This is a genomic window from Citrobacter sp. Cpo032, assembly GCF_030332975.1.
Lineage (GTDB): Bacteria > Pseudomonadota > Gammaproteobacteria > Enterobacterales > Enterobacteriaceae > Citrobacter > Citrobacter portucalensis.
Genome location: NZ_JAOWGU010000047.1, coordinates 73,427 through 85,796, shown reverse-complemented (window position 1 = coordinate 85,796; position 12,370 = coordinate 73,427). Strand labels below are relative to the sequence as shown.

The 12,370-nt window shown below is 48.9% G+C and carries 15 protein-coding genes, 5 tRNA genes and 1 pseudogene; 14 read left to right on the top strand and 7 right to left on the bottom strand.

Features of this window, described 5'->3' with window-relative positions; translation table 11 throughout:
- Nucleotides 1–23: 23 nt before the first annotated feature.
- The gene (locus tag OGY33_RS16840; protein WP_047416137.1) at nucleotides 24–242 is read right to left on the bottom strand and encodes a Cro/CI family transcriptional regulator; all 219 of its coding nucleotides are present in this window, start codon (nucleotides 240–242) and stop codon (nucleotides 24–26) included.
- A gap of 97 nt (nucleotides 243–339) precedes the next feature.
- Between OGY33_RS16840 and OGY33_RS16835 the strand changes: the two genes are divergently transcribed.
- The 14 genes and pseudogenes from OGY33_RS16835 (at nucleotide 340) to OGY33_RS16770 (ending at nucleotide 8,503) form a co-directional block, all read left to right on the top strand.
- Nucleotides 340–1,059 carry a LexA family protein gene (locus OGY33_RS16835; protein WP_047416133.1) on the top strand — a complete coding sequence of 240 codons (720 nt, stop codon included), beginning with the start codon at nucleotides 340–342 and terminating at the stop codon, nucleotides 1,057–1,059.
- 681 nt (nucleotides 1,060–1,740) lie between these two features.
- Nucleotides 1,741–1,866 (top strand) — tRNA-Leu (locus OGY33_RS16830).
- Nucleotides 1,867–1,944: 78 nt separating this feature from the next.
- Nucleotides 1,945–2,021, top strand: a tRNA-Arg gene (locus tag OGY33_RS16825).
- 362 nt (nucleotides 2,022–2,383) lie between these two features.
- Nucleotides 2,384–2,704, top strand: a complete 321-nt coding sequence (locus OGY33_RS16820; RefSeq protein WP_128295777.1) for a hypothetical protein — start codon at nucleotides 2,384–2,386, stop codon at nucleotides 2,702–2,704.
- 102 nt (nucleotides 2,705–2,806) lie between these two features.
- On the top strand, nucleotides 2,807–3,289 hold the full coding sequence (locus tag OGY33_RS16815) for a hypothetical protein (RefSeq protein ID WP_241031173.1): 483 nt from the start codon (nucleotides 2,807–2,809) through the stop codon (nucleotides 3,287–3,289).
- Nucleotides 3,289–4,329, top strand: coding sequence for a ParB-like helix-turn-helix domain-containing protein (locus OGY33_RS16810; RefSeq protein WP_191238364.1), 1,041 nt, complete (start codon nucleotides 3,289–3,291; stop codon nucleotides 4,327–4,329). Before OGY33_RS16815 ends, OGY33_RS16810 begins: the two co-directional genes overlap by 1 nt.
- Nucleotides 4,313–4,906 carry a hypothetical protein gene (locus tag OGY33_RS16805; RefSeq protein ID WP_262411169.1) on the top strand — a complete coding sequence of 198 codons (594 nt, stop codon included), beginning with the start codon at nucleotides 4,313–4,315 and terminating at the stop codon, nucleotides 4,904–4,906. The genes OGY33_RS16810 and OGY33_RS16805 overlap by 17 nt, the downstream gene beginning before the upstream one ends.
- Complete coding sequence (locus tag OGY33_RS16800; RefSeq protein WP_191238363.1) at nucleotides 4,903–5,160, top strand: DUF4752 family protein; 258 nt, start codon at nucleotides 4,903–4,905, stop codon at nucleotides 5,158–5,160. Before OGY33_RS16805 ends, OGY33_RS16800 begins: the two co-directional genes overlap by 4 nt.
- Nucleotides 5,157–5,456, top strand: coding sequence for a hypothetical protein (locus OGY33_RS16795; protein WP_223123733.1), 300 nt, complete (start codon nucleotides 5,157–5,159; stop codon nucleotides 5,454–5,456). Before OGY33_RS16800 ends, OGY33_RS16795 begins: the two co-directional genes overlap by 4 nt.
- Before the next feature lies 1 nt (nucleotide 5,457).
- Nucleotides 5,458–5,745, top strand: a complete 288-nt coding sequence (locus tag OGY33_RS16790) for a hypothetical protein (protein ID WP_191238362.1) — start codon at nucleotides 5,458–5,460, stop codon at nucleotides 5,743–5,745.
- 582 nt (nucleotides 5,746–6,327) lie between these two features.
- A pseudogene (locus OGY33_RS16785) lies at nucleotides 6,328–6,529 on the top strand (ead/Ea22-like family protein); the annotation flags it as partial.
- 150 nt (nucleotides 6,530–6,679) lie between these two features.
- Nucleotides 6,680–6,964 carry an ASCH domain-containing protein gene (locus OGY33_RS16780; RefSeq protein WP_191238361.1) on the top strand — a complete coding sequence of 95 codons (285 nt, stop codon included), beginning with the start codon at nucleotides 6,680–6,682 and terminating at the stop codon, nucleotides 6,962–6,964.
- A gap of 301 nt (nucleotides 6,965–7,265) precedes the next feature.
- Complete coding sequence (locus tag OGY33_RS16775) at nucleotides 7,266–7,493, top strand: DUF4224 domain-containing protein (RefSeq protein ID WP_075552805.1); 228 nt, start codon at nucleotides 7,266–7,268, stop codon at nucleotides 7,491–7,493.
- Nucleotides 7,493–8,503, top strand: coding sequence for a tyrosine-type recombinase/integrase (locus OGY33_RS16770; RefSeq protein ID WP_121851498.1), 1,011 nt, complete (start codon nucleotides 7,493–7,495; stop codon nucleotides 8,501–8,503). Before OGY33_RS16775 ends, OGY33_RS16770 begins: the two co-directional genes overlap by 1 nt.
- Before the next feature lie 125 nt (nucleotides 8,504–8,628).
- Here the strand turns inward: OGY33_RS16770 and OGY33_RS16765 are convergent.
- From OGY33_RS16765 to uvrY, 6 genes are all read right to left on the bottom strand, one after another.
- Nucleotides 8,629–8,715, bottom strand: a tRNA-Leu gene (locus OGY33_RS16765).
- 12 nt (nucleotides 8,716–8,727) lie between these two features.
- Nucleotides 8,728–8,801 (bottom strand) — tRNA-Cys (locus OGY33_RS16760).
- 51 nt (nucleotides 8,802–8,852) lie between these two features.
- Nucleotides 8,853–8,928 (bottom strand) — tRNA-Gly (locus tag OGY33_RS16755).
- Between the two features lie 151 nt (nucleotides 8,929–9,079).
- On the bottom strand, nucleotides 9,080–9,628 hold the full coding sequence (gene pgsA / locus OGY33_RS16750) for a CDP-diacylglycerol--glycerol-3-phosphate 3-phosphatidyltransferase (protein WP_003030490.1): 549 nt from the start codon (nucleotides 9,626–9,628) through the stop codon (nucleotides 9,080–9,082).
- Nucleotides 9,629–9,683: 55 nt separating this feature from the next.
- Nucleotides 9,684–11,513 (bottom strand): excinuclease ABC subunit UvrC, encoded by a 1,830-nt coding sequence (gene uvrC, locus OGY33_RS16745; protein ID WP_079934683.1) that lies wholly within the window; start codon nucleotides 11,511–11,513, stop codon nucleotides 9,684–9,686.
- Complete coding sequence (gene uvrY, locus OGY33_RS16740; protein WP_003834023.1) at nucleotides 11,510–12,166, bottom strand: UvrY/SirA/GacA family response regulator transcription factor; 657 nt, start codon at nucleotides 12,164–12,166, stop codon at nucleotides 11,510–11,512. The genes uvrC and uvrY overlap by 4 nt, the downstream gene beginning before the upstream one ends.
- Nucleotides 12,167–12,370: the final 204 nt, after the last annotated feature.

Here is a 12,370-nt window from a genome sequence, read left to right as displayed (position 1 = left end):
GTTACTAAGTGCGTGATCATCAGTTACGGTGTTACTGCAACGTCTGGATCAGCGGGTTTATATTTATTTGGAAAAGGTCGAACTTCTTCAGCCTCGATTTTCCCGTCTTCCTTAACCAGGATGTTCACTCTTCGGTTGCGCTTCAGAGCTTTACTGATAGCGCTTTGGTAAACCCCAAGAGCCTCAGCTGTTTTGGCCTGGCCGTTTTCCAAAACATATTCAGATAGCGGAATAATTTTCATTAGATTTCCTCGTGGATGCACACAAGGAGTATCACTGCTAGTGATAATATTGTCAACACTAGCGGTGATTGGTAAATATGCCGTGCGGTGATAAATTATGAGAATGAAAAAGAAACCTTTGACCGCCGAACAATTGGCTGACGCCAGTAGGCTTAAAGCCATTTTTGAGTCCAAGAAGAAATCTCTTGGGCTCTCTCAGGAGACGCTGGCTGAACAGATGGGTATGGGTCAGAGTGGCGTTGCACAACTGCTTAATGGGACCAACGCAATTAATGCAACTCATGCAGCTCAGTTCGCTAAAATTTTAGGTGTGAAAGTTGACGACTTCAGCCCATCGCTTGCAGCTGAAATATCAGCAATGTTTGAAGCTATCGCAAACGGAAAAAACCATTCTTCAGTTTATGAATACCCACTACTAACTGAAGTTCAGGCTGGTTCCTTCTGTCCTGTAAGCTCCTACACTGAGCGAGATGCAAAGGAATGGGTTTCCACTACAGTTAAAGCCAGTGATTCAGCTTTTTGGCTGGAAGTTTCTGGACACTCAATGACCGCACCACCTGGCGTAAAGCCAAGCTTTCCTGAGGGTATGCTAATCCTCATAGACCCAGAACAGGATGTTGAGGCCGGTGATTTTTGCGTTGCAGGTATTTTTAACGATTCAGAAGTGACATTTAAGAGATTTGTTCGTGAGGATGGAAGGCCGTGGCTTGAACCACTCAATCCTAGCCCACGATACCAAGCAATTGAATGTAATGAACATTGCAGGATAATAGGTAAGGTTGTTAAGGCCCAATGGCCTGAAAATATCTTCGAATAAGGAGCCAATCGGCTCCTTTTTTTTTGCATCTTTTTTCACCTTAATAATCATGAAGTTAACACTTTTAGTGATAATTTTATCACTAGAGGTGTTGACCAATTAATCACTATTGGTGATACTCATTATGCACCGCAGTGATAGATTCTTAATTACAAGGAGACAGCTGTTTCAGTCAGTCACGGTAAGCATCTCGCAGGGTTCTTACCGGGACTGGAAGAGTTACCACTTGGAGACGGTCCTTATAAATGTCCTGGACAGTGGCGGTGACCGCACCGATAACAGCGGCGGCAACTATGCAAACATGACAGGCCGTAAAAACTTGTTAGGCCGATGAGTTCAAATGGCAATAAAGAACTGACAGCCGGGAAAGACCGGCACACAACGATGAGAGCATTATCTGTGAATAAGCACATCGACCCGCAACGCGGACGTGATGCCCAACCGATAGCTGTTTAGAAGCATCATTTAGTGCTCTCTTCAATGTGTCTTAGCTGCTCGGCTGGCCAATGAGCCATATCAAGCAAGCTGACAGTCGGAAATGAGCGACGGACGCGGGGAAAGAACCGTGACAGGAGGGAAGTAGACCCCACGAACACAACAGGTAAGAGCATTTGTATGTTGGCTGTGATTGTTAAGTCTTTCGCAACGCCAAAATTGAAAAGAATGCAGTGCTCTTACCGTTGTGTTGTAGCTCAAAAGGGTAGAGCGCCTCCTGAAGGAGGAGTTGAGCACTAACCAAGGATCATAACCCAGGTTATCTCATGCGGCTGGCCAGACGTTATCCGGGTTCGAGTCCCGGCAGCACAACTCACAACATGAAAGCGCACACCTTTACTTACCAGTTATGGATGACAGGTGTGAAACAGGTGGAGTGCGCTTCCAGTTGTGGCATTAGCTCAGTTGGATAGAGCAACGGCCTTCTAAGCCGTGGGTCGCAGGTTCGAACCCTGCATGCTGCACCAGAATCACGTAGTTCTCGTGATCCAAGGAAGTAAGAAAGCTGTGTGGAGTCTTGGCGGTACCAGTACCAACCTTTGAAGTCCCTGGTACCGCCCTTTTTACTCAACTGAAAGCGCGTTCTGTCCCTTGTCATTAAGTGCCAGTTCGTTAAATCCAAAACCAGCGGAACGCGCTTTCAATTGAGTGGAGAACTAAGCACCGGCATTGCAGTACCGGTTATGGCGATCAGCCTCAAGCATCCACTGGGTGCTTGGTGATGGTAATAACGCCATCTCAACCTTACAGGAGGCGTTGAGACTGTTCTGGTTGAATTGGAGAAATATTCTTAGCCCGCTTCGCGGCGGGCACTTTTTCTGGAGGTTGTATGTCTGCGAATGATCTGGCGGTTAAGTACGGTACTTACCAGCCCGAAAATTTACTGATTATTCTTCCACTGGACGAAGCATCAGACATCATTCGCGAGCGTCTTCGCGCCGAGGTAAGGCGTGAACTGGAATATGAATATGAAGATCGTATTTCAGACGCCGAAGAAGATGCTTCCGAATGGGAATCAAAATCTGATAGTTACGAATGTGATGCTACCTGCTTCGCCAGAGCAGTTGAAAATGCTTTACTGGCACCATCATTCGAAGAGGCAAAAATTATTCTCGAACGAGTTAGATCGGATAACAGGGAATATTTTTAACTAATTATTAATTCAACGAATTAGGCAGCATCCATAGTGCCGGGATTCGTGCAACCAAAATTCAGCGCCGTGCAGGGCGCATATAACACGGAGAAACTAACCATGACGACCACACAGAACGTCACTGAGTTACAACCACGTATGACCAGAGAGCAACTGATCGATGCTGCCCGTAAAGCGGCCCCTCTCCTTCCTGTTGCTTACAGCGGGATCATGACAGAACTGGCTAACCGCCTTGATATCGTCAGCGTGGCGCTGTGCGAGTCAATGGAACAGCGTAAAGCACTGGCCATTGAGAACACCGTTTTACGCGACGATGTTAACTGCTGGGCCAAAGAGTGCGACCGCATCGTTGAACGTCATACCAAATCGCCGACCAATATGCACATGCTGGAGGCGCAGAGAGAATTGCGCGAGTTAACTCCAGTAACCGATCAGGTTATTCGTGATATCCAGGCCACTGGCGTGGAAAAGTACGCATACGTCACTATTGCCATAGGGAAAGAAGAGCAAGAAGAAAGCATTGTTTACGCTGGTAATCAGGCTCTGTTATTCGCTAACCAACTTCGCGAAGGTACTGCGTAATGGCCGCTAACTCATTCAAGCAGATGTCCCGTGACGGGACCATCAAGCGCACCGATACCGGGATGTTTATCAGCCTTGAACATATCCACGTGCGTGAAGGTTTCAACAAGCGTGAAGACGACGAACGCACCCGTCAGGCAGATGACGACCTTTTTAACTATCTGATGAACGGCGGCACCGTTCCTCCGCTGGAGGTTATCGCACGTGATGAAGGCGGTGTGTGGGTTGTTGAAGGCCATCGCCGTCGTCGCTGCTACGCACGTTGTGCTGAAGCTGGTAAGCCAGTAGACCGCATTCATATCATGCCGTTTAACGGTAACGATGTGCAGCGACTGGCTCGCATCATGACCAGTAATAACCAACTCCCACTTTCCGATATTGAACAGTCTGCTGTTATTCAGGAGCTTCATAACGCTTTCAACCAGACCACCAGCGAGATTGCAAAGCTGGTCAATAAGTCTGTAGCGACCGTTGAGAAGTTGCTCACTCTGAGCACCGCTAATTATGACGTTCAGCAGGAAGTTAAATCTGGTGCCGTATCTGTTGATGTTGCTGTTGACCGCGTTCGTGAGTTTGGCGAACAAGCAGGTGAGGTTCTCCAGCACGATAAAGCCGTAGCCGCCGCCCAGGGGAAAACAAAGGTTACCCGCAGTTCTATCGCTCCGGAACTCAACATTAAAAGTGCTCGTCGTTTCGTGGAACTGATGGCCATGGCGACGATCAGCGATGAAGGCGTGTTCACTTTGCAAGGCACGGCACTGGCTGAAGCTCTGGCGATCATCGACGAACACAAAGCCATTGCTGAAGCTCGCGAAACCTATCGCCTTTCACAGCCAATCCCTACGACAGAGATTATCGGGAAAGTGCTGTATGTGAAGTTGGACGGTAAGGAAATCGGCTCGGCAATAATTTATCGCGGGAAGAACGTCACCCTGGATTTAGGCGATAACAAAATAATCGCCAGCCAGTCTAAAGCAGTGGCCCACTTCGTTAAACAGCACAAACTTCAGCAGGTACATACCAATGCAAACGATCAATAACCGTATGACAGAAACTCAAATTGCTGATCTCTTCAGCCTGGCGGTTCAGTTGCAGGTTAAAGCTGAAGAATCAGATGATCGTGATACTGCAATCTTGGCCTACTCAATTCAGAGCGCATGCTCAAATTTAACGGAATCCCAGCGCGAGTTCCGTGCAGCGGACGCGACTATTCACAATCTGGAACTGAAACTCACAGACATGGCAGTACAGCTCGCTAACGCCGAGAGCAAGTGCAGGGAGATGGCGGCGGAGAACATTGGGCTGAAAGCACTTAGCGATAATCGTCGCATTTTCATCATGAATGGGGTGCAGCTGGGTTATATCAAAGTGCCGACAGTGGAAACAGACCCAGCCATTGAAACCATTCGCGTTGCTGTATCACCTCAAGAACCAACCCCAGCCACAGACGCTTTCCTGGCCGAAGTGCGGGCGCAGGGTGTGGAGATGATGGCCGCTGAAGCTGATCAACTGATGAATGAGTTTGGAGATGACAGCTACAAAGTGATGGTAACAGCAGATTTACAGCGTTTCGCCAATGCTTTCGCCGCCCAGATTCGCAAAGGAGCCGCGCTATGAGCATCCTCACCATTCTAAATACCGGTCTCGCCTTAATGGGTTGGTTGTTCATCATGATCAGGACAGGCCAATGGTTTGCCTCCGTTGCGCTTAAACAATGGGATAAGCGCAGAAAGCAATCTCGTCGGCAAAAAGCAGTGAACGAATTTTACGATGCGTTTGACCTGTCCAGCATCGAGCCCGGAACAACGGTTCGCCTGGCCACTAAAGGTGATCTGACAATCATGATGTTTCGCCAGGAGGCAGACCAATGACAGCACTCAACAAAAAGGCGCTGATTGCAAAAATCAAAAAGCAGACCGAGAGCTTTGACACAGTTGTGCTGAAAGAAGATGAAGCTAACGCGCTGCTGGATGAGCTGGAAGCCGCAGAGAAACGCATAGCAGAACTGTCTGCGAGCCACAGCAAGCTCCGTGAGGGAATGGCTGCAATTTACAACGCCATTTGTGAAAACGGTGCCAGCACATCGCTGAGCACAATCCTCACCTTCGTAAAGCGCTCGCGTGAAGAATCATCCACCGCCGCTGGCATTGGCGTGAAGGGGGAGTGAGATGGCTACTTTGCAGGAACTTATTGACCTGACCCCGGCGCAGGAGAAAGCCTGGAAACGACTTGAGCGTGCTGTGAAAGATTTCAAAGCTGCTGGCGGTAATTTCTACAGCGTCCTCGATACTCTAAATGGTTATAACGGCGAGCACGTAGCGGATATTGATGAGACTGGAGACTACCACACCGCGTCAGTATATATGGCGAGCATTGATTGCACTGGGTTTACCAGCTTCGCGGACGATTGGCACGGAATAACGCTGAAGGATGGCGTTGTAATTGATGAGGACTAACCAATGACAACTAACAACCACCCGGCGCAAGGTCCTGTATCACTCGATCGCCTGCATCAAATACGTGAACACCTGCAGCATGATACCCAGTACTCAAACGGAGGGAACAGAGCTTACATTCTCGCTGATGTATTGAAGGTGATTGATGTGGCGATTGCAGCGTTTGGTGCTGAGCCACAACGAAATCCTGTGTTGGCCTATGCGGATAGTTATCGCGATATGGCTGAGCGCGGAATTGAATCTATTCCGGTCTGGAGCGTAATAACTGACCTTGAAAGAAACATCGCTCCACTCTACACCGCCCCTCCAGCCCAGGTATCTGTGCCGTTCGCTATTTACGAAGAGGGATTTGAAAAAGCGCTTTCTGTGCTCAACGAAACACTGGACGACTGCGGGGACAGCGAACGAGGCTTGTTGCTTGCGTTGGATAAGGCTGGGATCGAAGTTCTCAGTGATGACTGCTGCGCCTCCATTCTTCAGGATGGCAACTTTCGGGAAATTCCAGATTCGTCAACCAACAATTGTCGGGAAATCTCGGAAACGTCAACCAATGAGCATGAAATCGAGACTCATACGCTGCTTAAAAGCATCGAAGGCATGGAGGTATCAGTAGACGTCAGCACCTGTGATACAGATGCTGGTCATCGTTATTTCGGCACTGTAACTGAAATATCTGAACTGGACACGGCAAAGAATGGCTACATCCTGTTGGTTCAGGATGCGAAGCCAAACTTCAAACAGGCTGGCAACTCTCCGGTAGCTCCGGATGGTTGGAAGGTAGAGGCAGAGCGGCTGGCCGAGGTACATGGCTGCAGTTTTGTTGTGTTCAGGCATGGCGAGGAACCTCAGTGCGCTGACTCTACAAAGATAATCATCTCGTTCACGGACGAAGGTCTTGGGCATCATTCAGCAGCACCGCAGCAGGAGGTGAAACGTGGCTAACCTTCAACTGGCAGTTAACGGTGAATACTTCGACCAGATGAAGTCTGGCGAGAAGACGGAAGAGTATCGCCTGGTGAATCCGTACTGGGGTCGCCGCATTCATGGTAAGGACTACGAAAGACTGATCATCACCCGTGGTTATCCGAAGCGCGACGATATGAGCAAGCGTATTGATATCCCGTATGACGGCTACGAAATCAAGGTAATTACTCATCCTCACTTCGGGCCGGAGCCGGTTAAAGTGTTCGCTATCAAGGTGAATATTAATGCCCAGTAAACTCAAGCAGCGGCGTGTGCGTCGCCTAAAAGCGGATGTGGCATGGTGGAAATCTGAAGCTCAATACTGTAAGGCGCGAGTGTTCGAACAGGCAAACGAAATTGCTGAACTAAAAAGCATGGTGATTCGTGTACCAATTCCGGTAATGGTGCCAGTAGAGATAGTTCATCATCTAAATGGGAAGGGTTCGAAAGAATATCCATTATGTCGCAATTGCAACGATGGAACCCGTCACGGGTGTTCATCGTGTGCTTACAGAATGAAATAACCGGGTGCAGCCGGTTTAAGTGGAGAACTATGTATGAGCGGACAAATCCAACGTTTTCTTACTCCAGATGACCTCTATCAATTAACTGGTTATCGTCGCCCTTCCCTACAGTGTAAAGCTCTAAGGGATAGTGGAGTCTTTTTTATCCCACGTAAGGACGGCAGACCAGGAACAACATGGGAACATGTATCAAACCCAGTTGGCCTTAAGTTGATAGTGAGCAATCCAGAGGAAGAAGAACCAAACTTTAAGGATATGTAATGTCTAGAGCTCGCAAAAACCCCGATGATAACTGGATGCCTCCCCGCGTTCGTCGGGGAAAATCTGCTTATGAGTTTCGTACAACAGATGGTCGTACCGTCAGGTTGTGCAATCCTGATCTAACAAAATCGCAGGTATGGGCAGCTTACGAAAACTTCATAAACGATTTAAAGGTTGGTACGAACTTCAACGCACTTTGTGAAGAGTTCTTTAATTCCGGTGATTTCCACGAGTTAGCAACTGAAACACGTAAAGACTACAGAAAATACGGTTCAAAGGTAAATGTTGTCTTCGGGAAAATGAAGCCGGATAACATCAAGCCCGAGCACATCAGAAAATATATGGATAAACGAGGTGTTAAGAGCAGAGTTCAGGCAAACCGCGAGAAAGCATTTATGTCCAGGGTGTTTCGGTGGGCATACGAACGAGGAAAGGTGAAGATGAATCCTTGCCAGGGCGTTAAGCAATTTAAAGAGCAGGCTCGTACCCGTTATATTAGCGACAGGGAATATGATGCACTTTATAGCGTTGCTTCTATTCCCGTAAAAGTTGCAATGGAGTTGGCATATCTATGTTGCGCCCGCCAGGGAGACATTCTTGACCTCAAAAAGAGTCAATTATTGAACGAAGGAATTTTAATTCAGCAGAGTAAAACCGCAGTTAGCCAGATTAAGGCCTGGACAAAACGTCTGGAGGATGCCGTTAATCTTGCTGACAGCATTCCTCTCAACAGCGGGATGGTAAGTATTTTTGTCATCCACCAGCCATCAGGTCTGCGATACACACGCGATGCTTTTAATGCACAGTGGATGAAGACAAAAAAACTTGCTGCTGAGAAATATCCAGACCTAGATTTCCAATTCACTTTCCATGATCTAAAAGCCAAAGGAATTTCGGATCTTGAAGGTACGCTGAGTGAGAAACAAGAAATTTCAGGTCATAAAAACGCCTCACAAACAGCGAGATATAATCGAAGAATTTCAGTTGTTCCGGTCGTTGGGGGGCAGTAATGCCCTCTTTTTATGGTGAAGCTGAATGGCGAAACAATGGTGAACATGAAGCACAAAAACAAAAAAACCACCCGTAGGTGGTTTCACGACACTGCTTATTGCTTTGATTATTCTGTTCTTTCCCATGGTACCCGGAGTGGGACTTGAACCCACACAGCGCGAACGCCGAGGGATTTTAAATCCCTTGTGTCTACCGATTCCACCATCCGGGCTCGGGAAGAAATTGGAGGCGCGTTCCGGAGTCGAACCGGACTAGACGGATTTGCAATCCGCTACATAACCGCTTTGCTAACGCGCCGAAATCTTCTTGCTTTACAGCCGACATCCGCTATTGCCGATGTCTTAAATTTGGAGCGGGAAACGAGACTCGAACTCGCGACCCCGACCTTGGCAAGGTCGTGCTCTACCAACTGAGCTATTCCCGCATCACCAAGTAACTTTGTTAATCACTTGATTTTGTTATCGTCTGGCAATCAGTGCTGCCGTTCGATGCGTTGCATTCTACTTACCTGACGCAATGAGTCAACGATATTTTTCACCACTGACGATCGTTTGCTGAAATTTGCGTCGAAACGATCACTGATCAAGCAAATCTCCACGTGCAGCGCTCAAATACTGGAACATTGACCACAAAGTCAGTATCGCGGCGACGAAGAAAAGTGCGATCCCAGCATACTCTACCCAGATATTTGGACGCCACAGCAGCCAGGCCAGTGCAGCCATTTGCGAAGTGGTTTTCACTTTACCGATCCAGGATACGGCTACGCTGCTGCGTTTACCCAGTTCGGCCATCCATTCACGCAGTGCAGAGATGATGATTTCACGCGCAATCATTGTTGCGGCAGGAAGCGTCACCCACCAGCTGTGGTAATGCTCTGTCACCAGGACCATCGCGATAGCCACCAGCACCTTATCAGCGACCGGATCAAGGAAGGCGCCAAAACGCGTGCTTTGGTTCCAGCGGCGTGCCAGAAAACCGTCAAACCAGTCAGTGACCGCTGCGATACAGAAGATCAGCGCACAAACAAAGGGAGCCCAGGTGAATGGCAGGTAAAAAGCCAATACAAAGAATGGGATCAGGATGACGCGAAACAGCGTGAGCAACGTAGGGATATTAAATTGCATATGACGGATAACTATCTGTTGTCAGTGAAATTACCCCTATGTTGCTACAGAGGGCCTAATGTTTCAACGAGTAGAAGATCTTTTCTGCCAGAGCTTGCGAAATACCCGGCACTTTTGCAATTTCTTCGATACTTGCGTTACGAAGACCTTGCAAACCTCCCATATATTTCAACAACATCTGGCGACGCTTTGGCCCGACACCTTCGATAGTCTCAAGCGTGCTGGTGCTTTTCACTTTCGCACGCTTTTTACGATGCCCGCTAATCGCATGATCGTGAGATTCATCGCGGATATGCTGGATAACGTGCAATGCAGGCGAATCCGGCGGCAGGCTAAAGCCCTCACCTTCCGGCTCAAAGAACAGCGTTTCCAGGCCTGCTTTACGATCGGCCCCTTTTGCCACCCCCAGCAAGAGTGGGTGCTGTTTGTCCCAGGGAACATCCAGCTCAGCAAAAACGGCTTTCGCCTGCCCTAACTGACCTTTACCGCCGTCGATCAATATGACGTCCGGAATCTTACTTTCTTCAATCGCCTTACCGTAACGCCGACGCAAAACCTGATTCATCGCCGCATAATCATCACCCGGCGTAATGCCGGTAATGTTGTAGCGGCGATACTCTGCGCGCAGCGGGCCATTGGCATCAAAGACCACGCAGGAGGCTACCGTCTGCTCGCCCATCGTATGGCTGATGTCGAAGCACTCCATACGCTTCACCGCGGGTAACTTCAATACGGAGGCCAGCGCCGTCAGACGTTGCGTAATCGTCGACTGCTGAGAAAGTTTCGTGGTGAGTGCCACTGCCGCGTTGGTTCGCGCCAGCTTCAGATAACGCGCGCGATCCCCTCGCGGTTTTGTCTGCACGTTAATCTTCCGTCCGGCCAGTTCAGACAGAGAGTCTGCCAGCAGGGTTTTATCGCTAAGATTAAAATCGAGCAGGATCTCCCCGGGTAAGGTACGCATCTGGCTCCCCTGCAGATAAAACTGCCCGACAAAGGTTTCGACGACCTCGCCGAGTTCCGTACCACCGGGTACTTTCGGGAAATAGCTGCGGCTGCCCAGCACTTTACCCTGGCGAATAAACAGAACGTGCACACAGGCCATACCGGCGTCAAACGCCACGCCAATGACGTCCAGATCGTCTCCGGTATTAGAGACAAACTGTTTTTCTGTCACGCGGCGTACGGCCTGGATTTGGTCACGAATGCGCGCAGCCTCTTCAAATTCGAGATTTTGGCTGGCCTTTTCCATGCGGGCGATCAGCTGCGTTAATACCTGATCGTCTTTTCCGGACAGGAACAGACGAACATACTCGACCTGCTGCGCATACTCTTCCTCACTCACCAGACCCGCGACACACGGACCAAGACAGCGGCCAATCTGATATTGCAGACAAGGCCGAGAACGGTTGCGATAAACGCTGTTTTCGCACTGGCGGATAGGGAATATTTTCTGCAACAGCGCCAGCGTTTCACGCACCGCATAACCGTTCGGGAACGGTCCAAAGTACTCGCCTTTGGCATGCTTTGCCCCGCGATGCATCGCCAGACGCGGGTGCGTATCACCGCTAAGGAATATAAAAGGGTAGGATTTATCATCGCGCAGCAATACGTTATAGCGCGGCTGATACAGTTTGATGTAGTTGTGCTCAAGCAATAACGCTTCGGTTTCAGTGTGCGTTACCGTGACATCAATCTGCTGGATTTGCGCGACCAGCGCTTCGGTCTTGCGTGACGCAAGATTACTACGGAAGTAGCTGGAAAGCCTTTTTTTCAGGTCTTTCGCTTTCCCGACATAGATAACCGTCCCGGCGGTATCATACATACGATAGACGCCGGGCTGACTGGTCACGGTTTTCAGGAACGCTTTGGCATCAAACTCGGTCACTGGCTTGTTAATGTCTCCGCATTACACAGGCCATGGCGAATTGCCAGGTGAGTCAGCTCTACATCGCCGTGAATGTTTAATTTACTGAACATTCGATAGCGATAGCTGTTCACCGTTTTAGGACTAAGATTCAGTTGCTCTGAGATCTCATTGACCTTCTGACCTTTGGTGATCATCAGCATAATCTGCAACTCGCGTTCAGACAAACTGGCAAACGGGGTTTCCGTTTTCTCAGGCTCAATCTGGCTGAGCGCCATTTGCTGAGCGATATCGGAGGCAATATAACGCTGCCCGGAAAAAACCGAACGAATGGCACTCACTACTTCCTGGGGGGCGGCGCCTTTGCTGAGATACCCTGCCGCACCTGCCTGCATAACTTTTGCAGGTAATGGGTTTTCGGTGTGTACCGTCAGCATGATCACTTTAATGTCTGCCGTGGAACGCGCAATTTTGCGGGTTGCTTCCAGACCGCCAATACCGGGCATATTCATATCCATCAGCACAACGTCAACGGAATTTGAGCGGCACCATTTTACCGCATCTTCACCGCAGCACGCTTCGCCGACAACTTTTATGCCTTTTATATCTTCCAGAATGCGTCGTATCCCTGCGCGCACCAGTTCGTGGTCATCAACAAGAAAAACGTTGATCAAAGGAATATCTCCAGAATAGGGATAACGCTACCGATAGTTAATCGGCCCTATGTTAACGGGTTTTATCTCAACTTTGAAATGTAAAAAACGCCCGACTTTCGATTTTGCTCTCGTTTTTGGAAATTAGATTGTACGACGAGTGGAAACTTTCAGTCCTGACAGCCTTCTGCCAAGGTTATATCTGCATAGCTGTTTCAGAATAGT